Here is a 23,554-nt window from a genome sequence, read left to right on the forward strand (position 1 = left end):
GGGTTCTAAAAAAAGCCGCAGCGGACCCGACACGCTGCGGCTCATGCATCAACGATGCGCCGGTTCCATGTGATGCGGATGATGGCGCTCCCACTCCGTCCGCTCCCAGTAGCGATGCCCGTCCCAGTAACGCTCGCCGTGCCAGCCTAGCTTGACCGCATGATGCGGTTCGTGATGCACCTCCGCCGATGCGACGTTCACGAGGCCAAGCCCCAGCGATGCGGCAACCGATGCGATCAGCAGACTCTTCTTTGTCTTGTTGAACATGATTTTTCTCCTTCGATGGTCATGCTTTTTCGTGCGTGAGCGTATTGCCCGTATTGCCCGTTTTAGCGGTAGTAGTCACGGTGATGGTGATAACCGCCGCCATCCCCCGGCAGAATGATGCAGCCCGACAACGTGCTTCCCAGCAAAACGCTCAGTACTGCAAGAATCGCTACCTTCTTCATGGGTTTCTCCCTGTGAATCCATGAAGCGAAATTTAGCCGCTCGCCAAATGACAAGCCGTGTTCCTTTGTAAGCAAACGTGTAGCGTGAAATATTTACGAAGGGAGACTGTGAGCGACAAAGGCGCACATGTGGACAGCGCCCACATCAGAGCGGGCGCAGAGAGAAGCGCGATACGGCGATCGGCTCGCTAGCGAACGATCTTCGGCTTGAGATTGGGCGTGAGCGCCACGCCGACGACATGACCATCCCGCACGCCGCATCGGCTATCGACGCGCGTCCATTGCGCCTTGCCGCGCGCTTTTGCGAACGCGCGCATCACGATGACCTGATCGACGGGAATCGGATTGCCTGCATCGAAGATGGGCGTTTGACTATCGATCTTCGCGGACAGCACGCGCCGGTCGGGAACGATCAACGTGTCGTACTTGGGCGCGTCTTCGACCCAGCGGTCGAATGCCGCGACGCATTGCACGACGGTGTCGGGAACATGGAGACGGGCGAGGTACGAATAGTCTTCGGATGCGTCAGGCGTTTCTTGCGCCTGAACGAGCTGAAACGCAGAAGCCGAAAGCAGGAGCGCGGCGAGCGCCGTAGCAAAAGAGATTTTCATGCGATGACGATGAGGATGGCGGCAGACCGCGCGGCGGAACGAGCCGCGCATCGCGGCAGCACAGCGATGACGACGACTGGCTCACGAAGCCACGCGCCTTTTCGAGATGGCGCGAAGTATACCGCGCGACGTTTTTATGCGTCGAGTGAATCATGCATTCTGAATGCAAAACGAAAGCCCGCGCGGCGCGTTCTCGAAGTGCGCGTTGTATCCTTTCCGGCTGATGACGCAAGCCGGACTCTTCCATGAAAACAGTTCGATGGTCGCAGCAGGACGGGGCAGGCCTGGAGCATTTGCTATTCGACGCGCGGCCCGACGGCGTACTCGTCGAAAGCGCGGTCGTGGGCGAGGACGATGGACATTCCTTCGGGCTCATGTATCGCATTGAATGCAATATGCAATGGCAAGTGACGCGGCTCGCGATTCGTCTCGCGGGCACCACCGCACTCGATCTGCGCCGCGAGGCGGACGATCACGGCGTCCTGCACGCATGGACCGACGCGGACGGCGCGCCACAACCGATGCTCGACGGTTGCATCGACGTGGACATCACGGCAACGCCTTTCACCAACACGCTGCCGATACGCCGCCTGCGCTTGCAACCCGGCGAGCGGCGCGTGATTCGCGTCGTGTATGTGAGCGTGCCGTCGATGACCGTTCGCGCTGTCGAGCAGGCCTATACCTGTCTCGAAGCGGGGCGGCGGTATCGCTTCGAAGGACTCGATTCGGGCTTCGAAGCGGAGATCACGACCGACGGCGATGGTCTTGTCATCGACTATCCCGGCCTTTTCAGGCGCATCCGGTAAAGGCGCCCGAAGCCGAGAGCGGCGATAATGCAATACACCGACCGAACTTCTCGCATGACACACACGATGAACACCACGCACGACACCACGAACGCCCCACGCCTCACGAGCCTTTCGCATGGCGGCGGCTGCGGCTGCAAGATCGCGCCCGGCGTGCTCGCCGAACTGCTGAAGCGCACGACGCCGATGGCCGCGTTCCCCGATCTCCTCGTCGGCAACGACACGGCCGACGACGCCGCCGTCTACAGGCTCAACGACGAGCAGGCTATCGTCGCGACGACGGACTTCTTCATGCCGATCGTCGACGATCCGTTCGACTTCGGCCGCATCGCGGCGACGAACGCGCTCTCCGATGTCTATGCGATGGGCGGCAAGCCCATCCTCGCGCTTGCGCTCGTCGGCATGCCGATCAACGTGCTGCCGCATGAGGTGATCGCGCAAGTGCTGAAGGGTGGCGAAGCCGTTTGCGCGGAGGCGGGAATCCCGGTCGCGGGCGGTCATTCGATCGATTCCGTCGAGCCGATCTACGGACTCGCCGCGCTTGGCATCGTGCATCCGTCGCGGGTGAAGCGAAACGCAGCGGCGCGCCCCGGCGATGTGCTCGTGCTCGGCAAGCCGCTCGGCGTCGGCGTGCTGTCGGCGGCGCTCAAAAAGGACAAGCTCGATGCGGCCGGCTATGCCGCGATGATCGCCGCGACGACGAAGCTCAATCGCCCGGGCGCGGACCTCGCACAACTCGACGGTGTTCATGCGTTGACCGACGTAACCGGCTTCGGCCTGCTCGGCCACACGCTGGAACTTGCGCGCGGTGCGGGTTTGACGGCGCGCATTCGTTATGCGGATCTGCCGTGGCTGCCGCAGGTGCGTGACTTCGTGAGCGAAGGCATCTTCACGGGTGCATCGGGGCGCAACTGGACGGCGTATGGCGCGGATGTCTCGCTCGCCGAGTCGATCGGCGGTTCGCTCGAAGCGGCCCGCGCATTGCTTACAGATCCGCAAACATCCGGCGGGCTGCTCGTCTCGTGCGCGCCCGAATCCGTCGACGAAGTGCTCGCGATCTTTCATGCCGATGGCTTCGACCATGCGGCGGTGATCGGCGAAATGACTGACGGAGCGGGCCGCGTCGAGGTGCGATGAGCCGTCAACATCGACGACCAAGGTGGACATGAAGGAAGAATCGCCGAAAGCCATTTTTTACGCGCTGGCCGCGAACCTGGGCATTGCCGTGTGCAAGTACGGCGCGGCTGCCTACACCGGTTCGGGGTCGATGTTTGCCGAAGCCATCCATTCCACCGCCGACTGCTGCAATCAGTTGCTGCTGCTTCTGGGCCTGAAGCGGTCGCAGGCGCCGGCCAGTGCGCTCCATCCGCTCGGTTCGGGGCGTGAGGTCTATTTCTACTCGCTGATCGTTGCGCTGCTGCTGTTCTTCGTCGGCGGGGCGTTTTCGGTGTACGAGGGCGCGCATCGCCTGATGCATCATGAGCCGTTGTCCAATCCGATCGTCGCGCTGGTGATATTGGGCGTGTCGGTCGTGCTGGAGGCGCTTTCGCTGGCGGGCGCGTTGCGGGAGATTCGCAAGGGCGCGCCGAACAAGACGCTATGGCGATGGTTCCGCGAGACGCGCGAGTCAGAGTTGCTGGTTGTCGCGGGCGAGGACGTGGCGGCGCTGGCTGGACTGGCGATCGCGTTCGCGGCGGTCCTCATGACGATGCTCACCGGCAACGCGGCCTACGATGCGGCGGGTTCCATCGGCGTGGGCGTGTTGTTGATGGTGATTGCGTTCCTGGTGGCGCGTGAAGTGAAGTCGATGATCGTCGGCGAATCGGCGAGTCCGGAAGTGCGCAAGGCGATCGACGCGCACTTGAGAGGACGGCCGGAGGTGACGCGCATCATCAGCCTGATCACGTTGCAGTGGGGCAAGCATATCGTGGTGGCGGTGCAGGCCGAGATGATCGACTATCCGAGCGGCCGCGCGATGATCGATGCGATCAACGTCATCGAGGAAGATTTGCAGAATGCGTTTCCGCAAGTGCGATGGGTATTTTTCGAGCCGGACGTGGCGAATGAAGCGAGTAAGCGCGCGGCGGCGTGAATGTTCCGCAACGTCGTCTCAGAGTTTCGTGCTTCGGCCCCGATAGGGGCTTTCCAATGAACCGCCGCGATCCAGCGCCCAGGTGCGGTTAGTGCTATACCGACACGAGCGGTCACTGGCCGCCTCGTACACCGCACGATGAACCTTCAATCAAGCTGACCCTTACAGAAGCGCACCCGGAGTTCGCGCGAAAGCGCCTCCGTGCATGGCGACACCCATCGCGTTAGCCTGCAGCATGCACACCCTCGCATCGAGTCCCCGAAATTTCGAGATCTTCATCCGACCCATGCGCAAACTATTTCTTGCTTTCTATCTGATCGTCGTCGCGATCAACTTCCAACAAGCCAACGCCGCCACATCGCAACCGGCCTCGCAGCCCGCTGTCGCGCTGACGCCGCAGCAAGCCCGCGATGCGCTCTCGGTGCTCAACGATCCGCAACGCCGCGCGCAAGTGGCCGACACGCTGCGTGCCGTCGCCGCAGCCGGCGCGCTGGCCGCACCCGCGAGCGCAGCGCAGCCGGCATCGGCGGCAGCGCCGGCATCCGGTGCATCGGGCGTGCTCGCCAATTCATTGACCGCGAACGGGCTCGCGTCGCAATTATCGCGTCAGGCGGGCAACTGGCTGGTGCATTTCGGCGCCGGTCTGCGGCACTCGGCGAGCGCGTTGCTCAACATACGCTCGGTCGTGTACTGGTGGCGTGACCGCATCAATACGGAGCAGGAACGCGCGCTATTGGTCCACGTCGTATGGACCGTCCTGTTGTCGCTCGTGCCTGCGCTGCTGATCGAATTTTTCGCGTCGAGGCTCCTGCGCAAGCCGCGTGAGAAAGTCGCGGCACGCGGCATCGCGGATACCGAAGCAAACGAGCCGCAACTCGTGCACGAACAACGCGCGGCCGAGCGCGCCGAAGACACGGCGCAGCGCACCGGCGATGAAGTTGCGATGCACGTCGCCGAGCGCAAGGTCGACGCGGCGCGCGGAAAGCGTCACGCCGCGCATCACTGGACCTTGCTGCAACGACTGCCGAACGCGCTCTTGTATCTGCTCTACAACGTGATTCCGCTCGGCGCGTTCATGGGCGCGGTGGCGATCCTGATGTCCATCTTCATCGACGACAACACGACCGAAGCGCACGTCGCAGGCGCCCTCATCGACGTCTATCTGGTTTGCCGCGCCGTGATGATCGTCTGCGCGTTCCTCGTCGCACCGCGTGCGCGCGGACTGCGCCTGATTCAGATGCGCGACCAGTACGCGATCTATACGACGCGCTGGCTGCGGCGCATCGTGATCGTCGGCGGGGCGGGCATTGCGCTCGCGAACGGCTGCGAGCCGCTCGGGCTGTCCGATGCGGCGCATATCGCGATCCTCAAGATCGTTACGCTCGTCGTGCATGTGATGATCGCGTGGGTCATCTTCGAATCGCGCAATGTCGTGGGCGAGAGCATTCGCCAGCGCATGTCTGCGCATCGCTCGGTGGCGCTCGTCGGCAGTTGGGTCGCGGATGTATGGGCCGGTGTCGCGATCTTCTTCGTGATGGCGATGTGGTTCGTATGGGCGCTCGGCGTGGAAAACGGCTACGCGACGCTGTTTCATCTGGGCGGCGTGTCGCTGCTGGTGCTCGTCGTGTCGCGCGTCGCGGCCATCGTCGCATTCGGTGCGCTCGGACGCCTCTTCCGCGATAACGACGAAGAGGACTTCGCCAGCAAGTCCATTGCGCATCGGCACGCGTACCGCTACTACCCGGCGCTGCGCCGCATCGTGCAGACGGTGATCGGCGTGGCGACCGTGATTGCCCTGCTCGAAGTGTGGGGCGTGCACATCTTGCGCTTCTTCACCTCGGGCGGGGTCGGCAACCGGCTCGCGTCTGCACTGCTGACGATCGCGGTCGCCGCCGTGTTCGCGGTGCTCGTGTGGGAATCGGCCAACGTGTTCGTCGAACGGCGTCTGGAGCAATGGAACACGACCGGCGATCGCGTGCGCGCGGCCCGCCTGCGCACGCTCCTGCCGATGATGCGTACAGGTCTGTTCATCATCATCGCGATGGTGGTCGTGCTGACTGGTCTCTCGGAGATCGGCGTGAACACGGCGCCGCTGCTCGCGAGCGCCAGCATCTTCGGCGTGGCGCTTGGCTTCGGCTCGCAAAAGCTCGTGCAGGATTTCATCACCGGCATTTTCCTGTTGATGGAAAACGCGATGCAGGTCGGCGACTGGGTGACGGTTTCGGGCGTTTCCGGAACGGTCGAGTATCTGTCGATTCGCACCGTACGCCTGCGTGGCGGTGACGGCTCGCTCTACACGGTGCCGTTCAGCTCGGTGACGACGGTGAACAACACCAATCGCGGCATCGGCAATGCGGCGGTGCGTGTGTCGATCGCGCTTGGCCAGGACGTCGATCTCGCCATTTCGACGCTCAAGGAAATCGGCGCGGCGCTACGCGAGGACGAAGCGTTCCGCGACGGCATCCTGTCCGACTTCAGCTTCTGGGGCGTCGACGCCGTCGACGGTTCGACCGTCACGCTCGCTGGTCAGATCCAATGCCGGGATAGCTCGCGCTGGCCGGTGCAGCGTGAGTTCAATCGCCGCATCCTGAACGAGTTCACGGCGCGCGGCATCGAGATCGCGAATCCACAGCGCAATTTCGTGATCGTCAACGGCAGCGGACAGGATTCGACACTGGACATCCAGGACGACAGCGACAAGGCGGGCGCGGATCAGCGCGCGGAGCCGTCCAAGGCGGCGCAGCATCCGACGAACGAAGCGGCCGCCGGCAACGATGCCGCGTCGAGCGCGCCGCCGCCACGCGGCGCGCAGAGCGGGACGTGAGTCGATGGACCGCGCCGTTCGATAGAACGGCGCGGTTCGTACGGGCCGTAAAAGTCCCGTACACACGGTTCGATCGCCGCCGGTATCGGCGCGTTGGCGGCGCTCAACGAATCAGCGTCAGGTTCCGTTAATCGCAATTTCTCGCTTCCAGCTCGTCTAGCTGAACAAGAAGCGCACTACGCACATTTTTCGGTACTCCTGCCGCGCAACGCGGCTCCACGCCCGCCATTCGGAATTTGTAACTGGCGAGCAGTCGTCTCGCACATGAAGTCGTCGTGCATGGCGAAGTGGCATTCCAATGCAGGGAGTTTGGCGAAGCGCTCGGCATGCGACACATGTAACGCACATCGCGCAAAAATTACACCATCGCGCATCAGTCGGTAAAACGGGTTTTCACGGCGTTTTTACCTGTTTTTTACCGTCGATATGCCTCCCGAAAATACCCGCGAAACCTGTCAACCGAACCCCGCAATCCCCCGTTGATGCGGGCGTCAGGCAATTACTCCCATCAAAAACCAACCTGCATCGAGCCGTCCTAAAAGTCTCTTCGTCCGACAAAACGACGCGGTCAATTTTGCAGGTCCAAAACTTACCGAGTCGAAGTGTTGTTTGCAACAAAATATTATTGAGATGGCCTTGCGTTCGTTTAGGGCCGTACTTAGAATCCGTTTCACAGAGTTTGTTACGAGTTGTAACGGGCTGTATCAAAGTACGTAGCCGGTCCAAACCGGCACGGCGAGGGAATAAAAAAGATAGCGGCAACAAGCCGGCGGGATATTCGGGGATTTACTGGAAGCAGCAACCATGAACGGTCGCGAAACGCTGGAATCAATCCGGGAAATCAACTTGTCTTACATCATGCTCGCTCAGCGTCTGCTGCGCGAGGACCGGGCCATCGGCATGTTCCGGCTCGGGCTGTCGAAGGAACTGGCTGACTTGCTGTCCGGGCTCACGCTCGCACAGGTCGTCAAGCTCGCGCAATCCGACAACCTGCTGTGCGCTTTCCGCTTCAACGATCACACGATGCTGTCGGCACTGACGCAGCCGGCGAAAAACGCCGACATCGCGCCGACGCATGCAGCAATCCTGCTGGCTGGCCAGCCGGCTGAACAGTTCGCTTAAGTGACGACGGAGCGAGCCATGCTTAAGAAGAGCCTCACCGAAGACGCCCAGGAAGTATTCCGCGCCATCGCGCTGATCGAGCTTGGCGCGCGCATGCAAGTGCTGGAGAGTGAACTGACGCTCTCGCGCGATCGCATGATCCGTCTGTATCGCGAAGTGAAGGGTGTATCGCCGCCCAAGGGCATGCTGCCGTTTTCGGCGGACTGGTACATGACGTGGCTGGCCAACATCCACGCATCGCTTTTCTACAACACCTATACGTTCCTCAAGAACGAAGCCGGTTGTTCGCATCTCGATGCGTTGACCAAGGGGTATCGGCTGTATCTCGAGCACTGCAAGCATAGCGGCGCCGAGGCGGTACTCGATCTTACGCGGGCCTGGACTCTTGTGCGCTTCTTCGACGCGGGCATGCTGCAGATGACGCCCTGCTGCCGCTGTACCGGGAAGTTTGTCGCACACAAGCATGATTTGCAGAACAACGTGGTGTGCGGGGCCTGCCAGCCGCCGTCACGCGCGGGGAAGACCAAGAAAGCGGCGGCCGCGAAACAGGCCGTTCAAGAAGCCGCTCTGGAGGGTGTGTCCATCAAGAACGAAGTGCCGCAAGCGCCGGATCATCTGGAGCAGATCGCACTCGAGAACGTTGCGGCTATGCAGTCGCAGCGCGCGAGCCTGGTCGCACAGGCTGCTTAGGCGGTAGCGGCGCCGGTCGCCCAGCGAGGGCCATCCGCTGGATGGTGGACGACCGGCATGCCGCTACCGTTTTTTAATTCTCTTTGCAACGCGCCATTCGTGCGCGGCGCAGACATCTTCCGGCCCCAAGTAAAATGCTTCGACAGCACGCGCTATCGAAGGAAACGCCTTGGCTCAGGCCGCACAGACATCAAAGCAAGGCTTCTTGCTGACGCGTCATTGGCGCGATACGGCAACCGGCACGGAGGTCGAGTTCTGGCTCGCCACCGATGACGGCCCGCGCAAGATCCGCATTGCCCCACAAACGCCAGTCGCATTCATTCGCGCGGAAGATCGCGATCGAGCCGAGCCGCTCGTTCGCACTGTGCGCGATGCGCAACTGCGTGAATTGCCGCTCAAGGACTTTCGTCAGAAGCCGGTGCTTGGGCTGTATTGCCCTCAGTATCGCCAGTTGCTCGGGCTCGAAAAGACGCTGAAGAATGCGGGCGTCAATGTCTTCGAAGCCGATATTCGCCCGACCGAACGCTATCTGATGGAGCGCTTCATCACCGCGCCCGTTTCATTCGAAGGGGAAGCGAGCGGCGGTGTCGTTCATAGCGAACTGAAGCCTGCTGCCGCTTATCGTCCGTCGCTGAAACTCGTCTCGCTCGATATCGAAACCAGTGCGAAGGGCGCGCTCTACTCGATTGCGCTCGAAGGCTGCGGCGCGCGTCAGGTTTTCATGCTCGGACCGCCGAATGGCGATACCGAAGCCGCACGCGATTTCGCTCTCGACTATTGCGCGACCCGCGCCGAGATGTTGCAGCGTTTCAACGCATGGATAGCGCAACATGATCCGGATGCGATCATCGGCTGGAACGTCGTGCAGTTCGATTTGCGCGTGCTGCAGAAACATGCCGACGATTACGGCGTGCCGCTTGCAATAGGCCGGGACGGCAGCGTCGTCGAATGGCGCGAGCACGGCATGAAGCGCAATCATTTCTTCGTGTCGATTGCAGGACGGCTCGTGATCGACGGCATCGAGGCGTTGCGTTCGGCGACGTGGAATTTCCCGTCGTTCAGCCTCGAATACGTGTCGCAGTCCGTGCTCGGCGAAGGCAAGGCGATCGACAGTCCCTATGCCCGCATGGACGAGATCGAGCGGCGCTTTCAGGAGGACAAGCCCGCGCTTGCGCATTACAACCTGACCGATTGCGAACTCGTCACGAAGGTCTTCGAGAAGACGGAACTGTTGCCGTTCCTGCTCGAACGCGCGACCGTCACGGGACTGGCGGCCGATCGCAGCGGCGGATCGGTGGCCGCGTTCACGCATCTGTATATGCCGCGCATGCATCGGCTTGGGTACGTCGCGCCGAATCTCGGCGACGTGCCTGAAGAAGCGAGCCCCGGCGGCTTCGTTATGGACTCGCGGCCCGGTCTCTATGACTCGGTGCTCGTGCTCGACTACAAGAGCCTGTATCCGTCCATCATCCGCACGTTTCTGATCGATCCGGTTGGTCTCGCGCAAGGCATGAGCGAAACGGATGCGACGCGCACCGTACCCGGCTTTCGCGGCGCGCTGTTTTCGCGCGACAAGCATTGCCTGCCCGCGATCGTCGAGCAGGTATGGCAGGGACGCGAGGCCGCGAAGCGTCAGCGCAACAAGCCGCTTTCGCAGGCGCTCAAAATCATCATGAATTCGTTCTATGGCGTGCTGGGATCGAGCGGATGCCGCTTCTTCGATCCGCGCCTCGCGTCGTCGATCACCATGCGCGGCCATGAAATCATGCATCGCACCCGCGAACTGATCGAAGCGCGAGGTTATGGCGTGATTTACGGCGACACGGATTCGACCTTCGTCTGGCTGCGCCGCGCACGCGATGAAGACGACGCCGCGCGCATCGGCCGCGCGCTCGTCGATTACGTGAACGACTATTGGCGCAAGCATCTGCATGAAACATTCGGACTCGAAAGCGCGCTCGAACTGCAATTCGAAACGCACTTCACGCGCTTTCTGATGCCGACGATCCGCGGCACGGAAGAGGGCAGCAAGAAGCGTTACGCCGGTCTCACGCAACGTGCGGACGGCAGCGAAGAAATCATCTATAAAGGGCTTGAGACGGTACGCACGGACTGGACCCCGCTCGCGCAGCGTTTTCAGCAAGAGCTTTATATGCGCATCTTCAAGGGCGAGCCGTATGCGGACTACGTGCGCGATTACGTCGACCGCACGCGGCGCGGCGAACTGGATGCGCTGCTGATCTATCGCAAGCGCCTGCGCCGCAGCCTCGCCGAATATCAGCGCAACGTGCCGCCGCATGTGCGCGCAGCGCGCAGCGCCGACGAGTTCAACGCACGGCAGGGCCGGCCGTTGCAATATCAGAACGGCGGATGGATTAGCTATGTGATGACGCTCGGCGGTCCCGAGCCGGTCGAAGCGCGTTCCGCACCGATCGACTACGAACATTACGTGAGCAAGCAGCTTCAGCCGGTGGCGGATGGCATCCTGCCTTTCATGCGCGACGATTTCGCCGCGTTGATGTCGGGACAGCAAGAGCTGTTCTGAGCGTAACCGTGGCTCGCCCGAAAACGCGGGCGCGGCATTTGCTGCCGCATCTCACGTTGCCTGCATCGGAAAAATCGACAATGGAAGCACGCACATGATGATGGCGTCCACGGAAATCAGCCGCTCGCAACTGCGCAACCGCATCGTGAGCGATCTTGCGCAGGCGATCTGGAAGTATCGCTTGCAAACGCTTGCCGCTGTCACGCTGATGATCGCGTCGCGGCTCGCCGTTGTGTCGGTCCCGCTGATGCTGAAGCAAGTGATCGACGAATTCAGCCGGCCGACGGCCAACGCTGTGTTTCCGGTGTTCGTGATCCTGACGTACGTGCTGATGCGCTATCTCGGCGACGTGCTCAACGAAGCACGCGACATCATATTCAGCATCGTCACGCAGCGCACCGTTGCATCGTTCACCGAACGTACGTTCTCACATTTGCACGGCATGGGTGCGCGTTTTCATGCGCAGCGCGAAACGGGCGGCGTCGTGCGCGACGTGCAGAAGGGCGCGGATGGCATCGGCTTTCTGCTGGGCGTCGCAATCTTCACCATCGTGCCGACGTTGATCGAGATCGCCACGGTCGTCGCGATCATGATGAGCCAGTATGCGCGCACCTTCACCATCGCCATCGGCATCACCTTCGTGTGCTACGCGGGCTATACCCTGATTTTCACGCGCTATCGCATGCGCTTTCAGCGCGCGGTGAACCGGCTCGAAGCGCAATCGGACAGCCGTCTCGTCGATAGTCTGCTGAACTATGAAACGGTGAAGCTTTTCGCGAGCGAAGACGTCGAGCGCATGCGCCTTTCGACGGTGCTCGACAAATGGGTCACGGCGCGCACCGCGAACCAGCGCGCGTTGACCATTCTGCATGTGGGGCAGAGCACGGTAATTGCGATCGGCATTGCCGCCGTCATGCTGCTGGCTGCGCAAAACGTCGTCGCGGGCACGATGAGTGTCGGCGATCTCGTGCTGGTCAACGCTTATATCGTTCAGGTCTGCGCGCCGCTCAATACGCTGGGCTTCGTGTTTCGCGAGACCAACGATGCGATCGTGAACGTCGAACGCATGTTCGAAATATTGCTTGCGCGCGGGCGTCGCGGCGAGGATGTCGATGAAGTCGATGCGAAGCCGCTCGAAGTTACAGCGGGCGAGATTGAATTTCAGCACGTCGATTTCGGCTACGATCCGGCGCGTCAGATTCTGCGCGATATCGATTTTCGCGCGCATCCGGGCAAAAAGCTCGCAGTCGTGGGCGGTAGCGGCTCGGGTAAATCCACGCTGATGAAGCTGCTTTTCAGGCTCTATCAGCCGACGTCCGGCGTCATCACCATCGACGGTCAGGACATCCGGCACGTCACGCAAAAGAGCCTGCGCGAAGCCATCGGCATCGTGCCGCAGGACACCGTGCTCTTCAACGATACGATCGCGTACAACATCGCGTATGGGCGTCCGTCGGCCACGCGCGCGGACGTGGTGCGCGCGGCGCGTGCGGCACAGCTCGATAGCTTCATCGAACGCCTGCCGGATCACTACGAGACGCGCGTCGGCGAGCGTGGCGTGCGGCTATCGGGCGGCGAACGGCAACGCATCGCCATTGCGCGCGCCATCCTGAAGGACCCGCGCATCATCGTGTTCGATGAAGCGACTTCCGCGCTCGATACACGCTCCGAACGCGCGATTCAAAGCGAACTCGACAGGCTCGCGCAAGGGCGCACGTCGATCGTGATTGCGCATCGGTTATCGACCGTGGTCAATGCGGACTGGATCCTCGTGATGGAACACGGGCGTATCGTCGAGCAGGGGCAGCATTCGGAACTGATCGAACGCGGCGGCGTTTATGCGCGCATGTGGTCGCTGCAATCGCAACAGGGCGAACTCGCGCAAGTGCAGCGCAAGGTGTCGGCGCAACCGGTCCATCTCGGCGCGCTGATCGCGGGCGTCGTCGATGGCTTGCATGAAGAAATCGTCGAACATGGCGTGCATCTCTACACGATGCTGCCCGAAGACGATCTGCGCGTGACCGGTGATCCGGGCGTGCTTCAACTCGTGATCGCGGACCTGTGCCGCACGGAGATACATGCGGCGGATCGTGGCGAACGCGTGGAATTGCGCGTGGAGCGTGAAGCGAATCAGGTGCGCGTTTGCGTGCTCGGGCGTCGCGCGCAGCCAGCGCCGCTATCCCAAGAGCAGGCGCGCAGGCTCGAAGAAGCGTTGAGCGAAATGGGCGGCACGTTCACCGTCGGCTATGTGGATGGCCACCTCGCATATGTCGCGATGATGCCTCTGCGCCCTGTCGTCGACGCCGATGGGCAGGCAAGCCCGCAAGCCGATGTCACCGGCAATCTCGACGGCCTCTGCGTGATGGTCCTCGACGATCAGGAAGCCGCGCGGGAAGCACTCGGCGCGGTGCTCGAAACGACGGGAGCAGGCGTGCGCCTGGTGGCATCGGGCAAGGACGCACTCGAATGGCTCGCAGCTACGCCGACCGAACAGTGGCCCGATGCGTTTCTATGCGACATCGTGCTTGGCGAGGAAGACGGTTATCAGGTATTGCGTCGCGTGCGGGAACTGGAGGCGAGCCGGCGCGTATCGCTCGATCAACGCATGCCTGCGATAGCGTTGACGGGTCACACGCAGACCGAAGACCGCTTGCGTGCGCAGATGGCGGGCTTCCAGATGCATATGACGAAGCCAGTGCCTGCGGAACGGCTGATCGCCGCGATCAGGCAGGTGGCCGTTCGTACTGAAGCGTGAAAGATGACGAGGACGCATCACATGGACGAGAAGACATCCGCACGCATCGATGAACTCAAGCCGACGCAAGGCGCATTAGGGATGGAGCATGTGCGCGAGAAGATGCGTTTGACGAGCGAGCAGCCCGATGACAGGCGTGCGGCTTTCATGGACGAACATGCGCTGCGCCTCGTGCGCGGGCCGGGCGGGACGCTGCATGTGATCGACCATCATCACTGGGCGCGCGCGTGGCATGAGCTTGGCATCGCAGTCGTGCCGGTATCCATCGCATGCGATTTCAGCGATCGGGACCACGACGCCTTCCTTGCGGCCATGCGTGAGCACGGCTGGATTCATCCGTTCGATGATCAGGGTAACGAAATATCGGTCGAAGCGTTGCCGCCTTCCATCGCCGCGATGCCCGATGATCCTTATCTGAGCCTTGCCGCGTTCGTGCGCATGGCGGGCATGTTCGAAGATTCGCCGGAGTTCAACGCGAAGTTCGCATGGGCCGATTACTTCCGCGAGCGCATACAGGGCGACTTCGCATCGACTGCGGGCTTCGCCAAGGCGCTCGCTCAGGCAGTCGCCGCTTCGCGTGAGGACGAAGCGCGCGAACTGCCGGGCTTCAAAGCGTAGCCATCGCGGAGCGCGTTTGCTGCGCCTCGATGATCTGCCGAAAGTACGCGGCGGTGCGCCGCAAGCCTTCATCGAGCACGGTCACGGGCTGCCAGTCCAGCAGCGTTCGCGCCTGCGTGATGTCAGGCTGACGATGCCACGGATCATCCATCGGCAGCGGACGGAACACGATCTCCGACTTCGAGCCCGTCAGCGCCACGATGCGCTGAGCGATTTCCAGCATCGACAGCTCATGCGGATTGCCGAGATTCACCGGGCCGGTAATTTCATCGGGCGTGTTCATCAGGCGAATGAACGCATCGACCATGTCGTCCACATAGCAGAATGAACGCGTTTGCGAGCCTTCGCCATAGACGGTGATCGGCTCGCCGGCGAGCGCCTGCATCATGAAGTTGGACACCACGCGGCCATCGCTCGGATGCATGCGCGGACCATACGTATTGAAGATGCGCGCGATCTTGATGTTGAGCCCATGCTGCCGGCGATAGTCCATGAAAAGCGTCTCCGCGCAGCGCTTGCCTTCGTCGTAACAAGAACGCGGACCGATCGGGTTCACGTTGCCCCAGTACGCTTCCTGCTGTGGATGCACGCGGGCATCGCCATAGACTTCGCTCGTCGATGCCTGGAAGATCTTCGCCTTCACGCGCTTGGCAAGCCCCAGCATGTTGATCGCGCCGTGCACGCTCGTCTTCGTCGTCTGCACCGGATCATGCTGATAATGAACCGGCGATGCGGGGCACGCGAGGTTATAGATTTCGTCGACTTCCACATACAGCGGGAACGTCACGTCGTGGCGCATCAACTCGAAGTTGGCGCTGTCGAGCAGATGCGCGATGTTGTCCTTGGTGCCGGTATAGAAGTTGTCGACGCACAGCACGTCGTGCCCTTGCGCGAGCAGCCGCTCGCACAGATGCGAGCCGAGAAAGCCCGCCCCGCCAGTCACCAGAATGCGCTTGCGAAATGCTTCTTTCATGACGATTCCCTTTGATGTGATTGCATCCTGATGCCCTAGTTGCAGACGTGCCGCAACGTTGCTTCCCATTCGGTGGCGAAGCGGTCGATATGAAAACGCTCGAGCGCGAGTCTTCGCGCGCCTTCACCCATGCGTCGTGCTTCGGCGGGATCGCGCAGCAGGCGCTGCATCGCATCGACGAGCGCGTTCGTATCGGTATGGATGAAGCCGCTGTCGCCATTGCGAATGACGGTGGCAAGCTCCGTCGTCGCCAGGCCGATGATCGGCATGCCGATGGTCATGGCTTCGACGATGGCCAGGCCGAGACTCGTCCAGCGAATCGGATTGAAGAAGAAGCGATATTGCGCGGTGAATGCGGCCAGTTCCAGATTGCCGACTTCGCCGAGACCGCCCGCCGATTCGGCGTCCATGCCAACGAGATCGAGCGGAACGCGTTGGGCCGCATCCGCGAACACGTCGTTGCCGAGCCTGCGCCCGCGTTGCCGCAAATGATTGATGACGACGATGCCGCGTTCCTTCTCGCCGCTATAGCGCACGCCTTCGGGCACGACCACGCCATGCTCGATCACGCGCGTGGGCGTCTCGCCGCTGTCCCACATCAGGCGGTTGAAGTGCGTCACGTGCACGAGCAGGGTATTCGGATCGTTGACCCAATGGCGCTGCTCGAACGGATTTTCTTGCGGCGGATCATGTTCGATATAGACGCGCGGCAAGCGTCGTTGCGCATCGGAAAGAAGATTGATGCGATCGTCGTCCCAGTGTGTGCGATGCTGAAACAGCACGACATCGAACTCCTGTGAAGCCACTTGATCGGCGGGTACCTCATGCACGTTGTCGCCCCACGGCAGCACGCCGACCTTGCCCGCATAGCCCGGCGGATGACCGGGCTTCGTCACGAGATAGAAGTCGTGCTTCGCCTGGCTCAGGTAATACATGTAATTGCCGTGGACATGCCACGTAAGCACGCGCAGGCGTTTTTGATTAACAGTGGGCATCGGTTTCCAGTTTTTCTGCGGGCAATTGGATTCGAGCAGCATCGAGCACTTGCCCGACGCTGATGTTCAGTGCGCACGGATGCCCATACGGGCAATCGCGAAACGCACAGGGGCGGCACGGCGGATAGTCCGCGAGCACGCGATGACGTTCATGATCGAGCGGCGCCCAGCGTCGCGTGTCGCTGCCCGATGCAATGACGACGCTCTTCGTGCGCATCGCCGCCGCGACGTGGGAAAGCCCCGTGTCGTTGCATACGATGAGCCGCGCACGCGCAACGAGCGCGGCGAGTCCGCCGAGCGATGTCTTGCCGGTCAGATCGACGGCGTGAACGCCAGGGGTGTTGGCGATGCTCGCCGTGATGTCCGCCTCACCCGCGCTGCCGGTAAGCGCAACCTGCCATCCATCGTTCGCCAGCGCGGCTGCAACCTGCGCGAATCGTTCGGCGGGCCAGCGGCGCGACGGCAATTGCGAACCTGCATGAACGAGCACGAGGCGGGATGGTTCGAGTGCGTATCGGTCGATCAGGGCGTCGCACTCGCGCGTGTCGTCTCGCGTCAGCGGAATTTCAAGCTGCGTATCGCTCGCATCGATGCCGAGCGCATCCATCAGCGCGTTATAGCGTGCGACCTCCTGCAATGCATCGGGCCACGCAATGAACACCCCTTCGCGCGATGCTTCATCCGGTTTCAGAAAGCCAGCGTTGATGCGCGCGTGCATCTGCTCGACGATGTCGTTGGCGACGCCGCCGCTGCCGTGCAACTGGATCGCCAGATCGAAGCGGCGCGCACGCATCGCATCGTAAAAAGCGGGCAGGTGCGCGTCCGTTTCCTCTTGCTCGGGAAAACCGATCGCGCCGGGAAACACGATCAGTTCATCGAGCAGATGCGCATATCGTTCGACGAAGCTGCGCGCCCAGGGCAGGCCGATCAACGCAATATGCGCTTGCGGATACACACGACGCAACGCGCGCAACGCAGGCACGGCGCACAGCATGTCGCCGAGCTGAAGCGCTCTGAAGATCGCGATGCGTTCGACGTTCGCGGGTCTCATACGAACAGCACGCGGAATTTCACCGCGCCATAGAGCCGCCAATAGATCGAGAGGAATGGAATCCATAGGGACGTCCACGCCATTTCGAGTATGTGCGTGCGGGTCAGCGCCGTTGTTTTGAGGCGTTTCAGGCAGAACCACGCGCTCAACGCTAACCACACTTCCAGACCCAGCAGCCCCAGTGTGGCGTTGCCGTTCACGAATGCGAGCAAGGCGATCACGACCACCGCGAGTATCGCGTAGTAGAGCAAAGGCGGCGTGCTTCTGATGCGTTCCTTGAAGAGCGTGCGATGTTTCTTGTAAAGCAGCGCGTCGAACTGGCTCTTTTTCTGCTGCGAAAGACTTACGCCCCAGCGCGCGGGACGCACGGGATGCAGCACTATCGCGTGTTCGGAACGGACGATGTCCGCGCCGGTGCGCATCAGCTTGAACTGAAGATCGGAGTCTTCACGCCACGCCGAGGTGAAGCGCGCGTCGAAGCCGCCGACGCGCTTCAACGCCGATCGCGTCACGAAAGTATTGGCCGTCGCGAACTCCGTATGCGCAAGTCCCGCGGCGTCCTGTTCGTAATCGGTCGGTCGCGGGCCGAGCGGCACCACGATCCGCCCGGACACCGCATCCGCGCCCGCGCGCAATTCTGCGACGCCACTGGCGAGCCACTGCGGATCGGGGATCGTGTCATCATCGGTGAATGCAATCCATGCGGCGCCCGATGCGCGCCATCCCGCGTTGCGTGCGCCGGCCGGTCCCTGCGTCGCCGTCACCGGCACATAGCGGATGCGCGGACCCTGCTCGCATTCGCGTGCAAGCGATGCGACGCGTGAGCGCGTTGCATCGTCGGGGCCGTCGTCGCACACGATGATCTCGTAGCGCGTCTTGTCATAGTCCTGCGCGATGATCGCGCGCAAACAACGCTCGAGCATGTCGGGGCGCTGATACGTCGGCACGACGACGGACACGTCGAACGCAGCACCCGTCCCAGTGCTCGCATCTTGCGCTGCGGCGTCGCGTGCAGCATCGCCTGCGCCGTCGTAGGAGAACGAGCCTGCGATGGTGCTCATGCAGGCACCCCCGGCTTCTCGATGAGGAACGGGCCGATCACGAGCGCATCGAGCGGGGACGTCCAGAACGATTCGACCGCATCACGCGGCGAGTTGACCATCGGCTCGCCACGCGTGTTGAACGACGTATTCACGAGCACCGGCACGCCGGTGCGCGCCTTGAACGCGGCGAGCAGGTCATAGTAAAGCGGATGCTGCGAGCGATTGACGGTCTGCACGCGAGCTGTGCCGTCGATATGAGTGACCGCCGGAATGCGCGCTTTCATGTCTTCGCGCACATCGAAGACGAAGAGCATGAACGGCGCGACGCGTGCGTCCACGAACCAGTCGGCTGCGTGCTCTTCCATCACGACGGGCGCGACCGGGCGGAAATCCTCGCGATCCTTGATTTCGTTGAGACGCGCCTGCATCGACGGATCGATTGGCGAAGCGAGAATCGAGCGCGCGCCCAATGCTCGCGGACCGAATTCCGTGCGGCCCTGGTACCAGCCGATCACGCGGTTCGACGCGAGAATATCGGCTGTTTCAGCGGCGATATCGTTGAGCCTGCGATACGGCGTCTTGGACCACTTGAGGAATGATTCAATGTCCTCTTCGCTATAGCACGGTCCAAGATACGCATGATTCATACTCCAGCGGCGGCTGCGATCGCCTTGCTTCACGCGTTGCTGATAGTCCGTCCAGAGCGCGGCGCCGAGCGCGGTGCCTGCATCGCCCGCAGCTGGCTGGACCCAAATGTCCTCGAACGGGCCGCGATCGCGCAAGCGTGCGTTCATCACGCAGTTGAGGGCGACGCCGCCCGCCATCGCAAGATGCTTGAGACCGGTGCGCTCGTGCAGCCAGCGCGCCAGTTCCAGCGCGGTCTCTTCGAGCACCACCTGCAGCGAATGCGCGATATCGTAGTGATGCTGCGTCAGCGGTCCGCCGCGCTCGCGTCGCGGGCCGAAGCGTTCGACGAGACGCGGTGCATCGACGGTATAACTGCCATCATTGCGATACTTCACGATTTCGCGGAACTGATCCACGTATGCGGGCTTGCCGAAGGAAGCCAGCGCCATCACCTTGTACTCGTCGGACGAGTGCAGAAATCCGAGATAGTCCGTCACGGCTTCATAAAGCAGCCCGAGCGAATGCGGCAATTCCACTTGCTTCACGCGCTGATATTCGCCATCGACGAACTGGCCAAGGCTCGTCGTCACGCCTTCGCCGCGTCCGTCCATCGTCAATACAGCGGCGTTTTCATAGGGGGCGGCGAGAAACGCGCTGGCTTCATGCGAAAGATGATGATCGACATGATGCCATTCGAAGCGCGGCGCACGGCCGCCGCTGACGAAGCGCTTCTTCAAATGATGCGGCGCGCCGTCGATCAACTGGCCGCGCGCATTGGCGATATAGCTTAGAAACAGCGGGTCCCACGGCGACTCGGAAGGATTGGTGCTGACATGCTCGGACGGCATGAAGGGCAGCGTGATGGTCGCCTTCGCCTGCTTCGGCATGCCCGAGAACAGGTGCGGATCGTACGAGTAGGCAATGTGATCGACATCCGCCAGTTCGATGCCCGCTTCCTTGAGGCAGTAGTCGATGGCGTCGAACGGAAGCTGCCACGTCGAGAAAGGCACGGGACGCTTTGCGTGCTTCACGTGCGTGAAGCGCTCGTCTTCCGCTGCCGCGATCACGACGCCGTCGTGAACCAGCGCCGCTGCGCTGTCGTGATAGACCGCATTGATTCCGAGTGTGTACATAAGGCGCTTCTCTCAGGGTAATGTCAGATGAGCAGGATGGTGTTCGGTGCGGGCATCGAGGAGCGAGAGGGCGGCATCGACGACTTCATCGACACTCACGCCAAGCAGGCAAAGATGATGCCCTTCGGGACATACGCTGCGATAGCACCAGCGGCAAGGCACATCGTGATAGAGCACACGATGCGTCGTCTGCCACGGCATGTGCTGCGGATTCGTCAGCGCGTAGAGATCGACGACGGGCGCGCCGAGCGCCGACGCGATATGCACCGGACCACTGTTGTTCGAAATCAGCACGCGGGCCTGCTTGATGAGCGCCGCGAGTTCGCCGAGTTGCAATGCGCCCGCGAGACCGACGATGCGCGCATCGCCCGCACTCACTGATTCGCACAGCGCCGCTTCGCTAGACGAGCCGCTGACGAGCACGGGCCAGCCGGTCCGCGTTGCAAGCTCGCGTGCGGCTTGCGCGAAACGCTCCGGCGGATAGCGGCGCGATGCGGCGGTCGCACCGGGATGCATGACGAAATAGGGCGCGTCGATATCGATGCCGCGCTCGGCCAGCTTGCGTTGGAGCGAGGCTTCATCGGCTGCGCGCAAGTCGAATCGCATGCGCGTATCGCTCGCATGTGCGCCGACGCTTGCAACGAGCGCAAGCTGTCGCTCCACTTCATGCCGCGTGCCTTGTTGAGGCTCGCATTCCGCAACCCAATCCGTCAGTAGCCCGTATGGATTCTCGCGGCAATGCGCCAGCCTTCGCGGTATGTTCGATAGATGGCACAGCATCGCTGCGGGCAGCGGATTCTGGCTATACACGCTGAAGATCACCGCGGCATCGAAGCCAAGCGATTCAAGACGCTCGCGCATCGCGAGATCGGCGGCTGCGTCGATCGGCTTGTCGTGCTTGACCCACGGCGCGTGATATTCGATCACGTCATCGATATCGTCGATGAAACGCGCCGCCTGCGCGCCGGAACCCGACGCAAGCAGCGTGAGATGGCGTCCCGGATACGCATGCTTTAACGCATGAATCGCGGGCGTGGTCATCAAGACATCGCCGAGGTTGTCGGGACGGATGCAGAGAATGCGACGTACATCCTCGCCCCACACGCGCTGCACGGACGTGGCCGGCGCGCGTGCATGTGCGATGGCGGGCTGGATCGTGACCGGAACCTCGCGCTTCATGTCGAAAGCTCCGTCTCGTGCCACGCCCGCTCGATGATGCGCGCGGCTTCATGCATGTCGCTCGCGATCGCATCCGGCTCGCGCAGCGGGCCGCGCTGCCACACCGTCTCGTTGCCGTTATCGATGAGCACCGCGCGGCAGCCCGCGCGATGTCCAGCCTCGATATCGTCGAGGATATCGCCGACGAACCAGCTTCGCTCGAGATGGAGCCCAAGCTCAAGCGCGGCGCGTTGGATCATGCCGGGCGCAGGCTTGCGGCAATCGCACGCGAGCGCATAACGCGCCACCGTCCCTTGCGGATGATGCGGACACCAGTAGACGCCCGCGAGCGTCGCGCCCGCATCGGCGGCAAGCGCATGCAGTTTGTGCTCGACATCGATGAGCGCGGATGCATCGAACTTTCCCAGCGCGACGCCGCTTTGATTGCTGATGACGACGATCGGCGCCTTCATTCGGGCGAACGTCGCGAGCGCATCGAATGCGCCGGGCGCCAGACGCATCCTGGCGGGATCGACGTTATAGGGCACGTCATCGAGCAGCGTGCCATCCTTGTCAAGAAAGACAGCGGGTTTCATGCGCTCGCGCCGCCGTATGCCGCGCGGCGACTTTGCACATCGCTGGCCGTATCGACATTCGCCACGCGCGCATAGACGCGCTCCAGCGATTGCGCAACGCTCGCCCACGTGAACATCGCACGTGCGCGTTCGAGTCCGGCCTCGCCCATGCGTTCGGCGAGCGCGGCATCGCGTTTGATGGCGGCGAGCGCATCGGCAAGGGCGGCCGGGTCTTTAGGCGGCACGAGCAAGCCCGTCTCGCGATGCGCGACCGAATAGCGAATGCCGCCCACGTCCGCGCCAATCACGGGCCGGCCGCAAGCCATCGCTTCGAGCGGGGTGATGCCGAACGGTTCATACCACGGCGTCGTCACGAATACGTCCGCCGCGTTATAGAAGATTTTCAGGCGTTGCCGTCCATGACGGCCAAGGAAGTTCACCTTGTCGGCGACGCCGCATTCGTCGGCGATGCCGCGCAAGCGGCCGATCTCCGGCGTCGCGATCTCGTTCGCTTCGTCGGAGTTCCCGCCGATGACATACAGGTGCGCTTCTTCGTTTAGCTCACGATTGCATATGCCGATGCCCCGCACCACGTTATCGATGCCCTTGCGCGGAACCATGCGCCCCAGCTGCAGCACGATGAAGCGATCCTGCGGCCAGCCGAGGCGTTCGCGGGCTTCGGCCTTCTTCATCGGATGAAACTCGGTGCTGTCGAAGCCGCACGGCACGAGATCGATGCGCGAGGCATCGGCGTGATAGAGCGAGAGCAGATCGGCTTCATCCTGCGGGCATTCCGCGATGACCGAGTCCGACTCGCGCACGAGCGCGTCTTCGATATCGAAGCGCTCATCGGGAAAGCCGTCGCCTGCGCCCTGATGAATGCGGCGCACGCGGCCAAGCGCATGGAACGTCGTGACGAGCGGCGTGCCGAGCGCGTCCTTGATGCGCATGCCGACGAGCCCGGACATGAAGAAGTTCGCATGCACGACGTGATAGGGCGTCGCCTGCTTCTTGAAGTAGCCGATCATGAAGCGCGCGAACTCGTCCATGTGCGGCAGAAGCTGCTCTTTGGGCAACTGCACCGGCGGTCCCGCCGGAACATTGATCACACGGATGTTCTGGATGCCTTCGAAGCGTGATACGAGCGGCAGCAGCGAGCGGTCGCGGCGTGTAAAGACATCGACTTCATGGCCGTTGCGCGCAAGATGACGTGCAACGTGCGCGACGTAGATGTTCTGCCCGCCGCTATCGACACCGCCTGCCACCGCAAGAGGCGACGCATGCTCACTGATAAGTGCGATCTTCACGTGATGGCCCCTTGATCCGCGTTGTTTGGAATGAGCCTGGAAGCGCTCGCGGCTCAAGGATTGCGGCGCGCTTCGAAGCCTTGACGGCTTTGAGCATTCGTTGTGCCACGCTCGAAAAAATGCGCAGAATCGTTTGTTCGTCGGCAGACGAAAGCAATTTCGTTGAAACGCTTCTCAGCC

19 protein-coding genes are annotated in these 23,554 nt (G+C 62.1%); 9 read left to right on the plus strand and 10 right to left on the minus strand.

The genetic code is table 11. The features are described 5' to 3' along the window. Positions 1 to 48 precede the first annotated feature (48 nt). Both AB6804_RS18010 and AB6804_RS18015 read right to left on the minus strand, forming a co-directional pair. Positions 49 to 267: a hypothetical protein gene (locus AB6804_RS18010; RefSeq protein ID WP_370887587.1), complete on the minus strand. Its 219-nt coding sequence runs from the start codon at positions 265 to 267 to the stop codon at positions 49 to 51. Positions 268 to 637: 370 nt separating this feature from the next. Then, entirely contained in the window at positions 638 to 1,060 is a 423-nt protein-coding gene (locus AB6804_RS18015) for a BspC domain-containing protein (protein ID WP_370887588.1), read from the minus strand. Positions 1,061 to 1,305: 245 nt separating this feature from the next. On the opposite strand from AB6804_RS18015, the gene AB6804_RS18020 reads away from it, so the two are divergent. From AB6804_RS18020 to AB6804_RS18060, 9 genes are all read left to right on the plus strand, one after another. Beyond that, complete coding sequence (locus AB6804_RS18020; protein ID WP_370887589.1) at positions 1,306 to 1,866, plus strand: putative glycolipid-binding domain-containing protein; 561 nt, start codon at positions 1,306 to 1,308, stop codon at positions 1,864 to 1,866. 66 nt (positions 1,867 to 1,932) lie between these two features. Next, on the plus strand, positions 1,933 to 3,003 hold the full coding sequence (gene selD, locus AB6804_RS18025; RefSeq protein WP_370887632.1) for a selenide, water dikinase SelD: 1,071 nt from the start codon (positions 1,933 to 1,935) through the stop codon (positions 3,001 to 3,003). Positions 3,004 to 3,031: 28 nt separating this feature from the next. Beyond that, entirely contained in the window at positions 3,032 to 3,958 is a 927-nt protein-coding gene (locus AB6804_RS18030; protein WP_035963778.1) for a cation diffusion facilitator family transporter, read from the plus strand. 286 nt (positions 3,959 to 4,244) lie between these two features. Continuing rightward, positions 4,245 to 6,782: a mechanosensitive ion channel family protein gene (locus AB6804_RS18035; RefSeq protein ID WP_370887590.1), complete on the plus strand. Its 2,538-nt coding sequence runs from the start codon at positions 4,245 to 4,247 to the stop codon at positions 6,780 to 6,782. A gap of 804 nt (positions 6,783 to 7,586) precedes the next feature. Next, on the plus strand, positions 7,587 to 7,904 hold the full coding sequence (gene flhD, locus AB6804_RS18040) for a flagellar transcriptional regulator FlhD (RefSeq protein ID WP_035963774.1): 318 nt from the start codon (positions 7,587 to 7,589) through the stop codon (positions 7,902 to 7,904). Positions 7,905 to 7,922: 18 nt separating this feature from the next. Continuing rightward, positions 7,923 to 8,594 carry a flagellar transcriptional regulator FlhC gene (gene flhC, locus AB6804_RS18045; protein ID WP_035963772.1) on the plus strand — a complete coding sequence of 224 codons (672 nt, stop codon included), beginning with the start codon at positions 7,923 to 7,925 and terminating at the stop codon, positions 8,592 to 8,594. A 169-nt stretch (positions 8,595 to 8,763) separates the two neighbouring features. Further along, the gene (locus AB6804_RS18050) at positions 8,764 to 11,139 is read left to right on the plus strand and encodes a DNA polymerase II (RefSeq protein WP_370887591.1); all 2,376 of its coding nucleotides are present in this window, start codon (positions 8,764 to 8,766) and stop codon (positions 11,137 to 11,139) included. A gap of 97 nt (positions 11,140 to 11,236) precedes the next feature. After that, a complete protein-coding gene (locus tag AB6804_RS18055; protein WP_370887633.1) occupies positions 11,237 to 13,894 on the plus strand; it encodes an ATP-binding cassette domain-containing protein in 2,658 nt (885 codons plus the stop codon). Positions 13,895 to 13,915: 21 nt separating this feature from the next. Continuing rightward, positions 13,916 to 14,512 (plus strand): ParB-like protein, encoded by a 597-nt coding sequence (locus AB6804_RS18060; RefSeq protein WP_370887592.1) that lies wholly within the window; start codon positions 13,916 to 13,918, stop codon positions 14,510 to 14,512. Here the strand turns inward: AB6804_RS18060 and AB6804_RS18065 are convergent. Genes AB6804_RS18065 through AB6804_RS18100 form a run of 8 tightly spaced genes read right to left on the minus strand, consistent with a single transcriptional unit; the run spans position 14,502 to position 23,374 of the window. Further along, a complete protein-coding gene (locus AB6804_RS18065; protein ID WP_370887593.1) occupies positions 14,502 to 15,485 on the minus strand; it encodes a UDP-glucuronic acid decarboxylase family protein in 984 nt (327 codons plus the stop codon). The two genes, AB6804_RS18060 and AB6804_RS18065, sit on opposite strands and share 11 nt — an antisense overlap. Before the next feature lie 35 nt (positions 15,486 to 15,520). Further along, entirely contained in the window at positions 15,521 to 16,480 is a 960-nt protein-coding gene (locus AB6804_RS18070) for a glycosyltransferase family 4 protein (RefSeq protein WP_370887594.1), read from the minus strand. Then, a complete protein-coding gene (locus tag AB6804_RS18075) occupies positions 16,467 to 17,531 on the minus strand; it encodes a glycosyltransferase family 9 protein (RefSeq protein ID WP_370887595.1) in 1,065 nt (354 codons plus the stop codon). The genes AB6804_RS18070 and AB6804_RS18075 overlap by 14 nt, the downstream gene beginning before the upstream one ends. Beyond that, a complete protein-coding gene (locus tag AB6804_RS18080) occupies positions 17,528 to 18,592 on the minus strand; it encodes a glycosyltransferase family 2 protein (RefSeq protein ID WP_370887596.1) in 1,065 nt (354 codons plus the stop codon). Before AB6804_RS18080 ends, AB6804_RS18075 begins: the two co-directional genes overlap by 4 nt. Continuing rightward, complete coding sequence (locus AB6804_RS18085; protein ID WP_370887597.1) at positions 18,589 to 20,334, minus strand: carbamoyltransferase; 1,746 nt, start codon at positions 20,332 to 20,334, stop codon at positions 18,589 to 18,591. Before AB6804_RS18085 ends, AB6804_RS18080 begins: the two co-directional genes overlap by 4 nt. Positions 20,335 to 20,346: 12 nt before the next feature. Beyond that, on the minus strand, positions 20,347 to 21,513 hold the full coding sequence (gene waaF, locus AB6804_RS18090; protein ID WP_370887598.1) for a lipopolysaccharide heptosyltransferase II: 1,167 nt from the start codon (positions 21,511 to 21,513) through the stop codon (positions 20,347 to 20,349). Further along, entirely contained in the window at positions 21,510 to 22,088 is a 579-nt protein-coding gene (locus tag AB6804_RS18095; protein WP_370887599.1) for a D-glycero-alpha-D-manno-heptose-1,7-bisphosphate 7-phosphatase, read from the minus strand. The genes waaF and AB6804_RS18095 overlap by 4 nt, the downstream gene beginning before the upstream one ends. Further along, entirely contained in the window at positions 22,085 to 23,374 is a 1,290-nt protein-coding gene (locus tag AB6804_RS18100) for a glycosyltransferase family 4 protein (protein ID WP_370887600.1), read from the minus strand. Before AB6804_RS18100 ends, AB6804_RS18095 begins: the two co-directional genes overlap by 4 nt. Positions 23,375 to 23,554: the final 180 nt, after the last annotated feature.

Source organism: Caballeronia sp. RCC_10, from assembly GCF_041360715.1.
GTDB lineage: Bacteria > Pseudomonadota > Gammaproteobacteria > Burkholderiales > Burkholderiaceae > Caballeronia > Caballeronia grimmiae.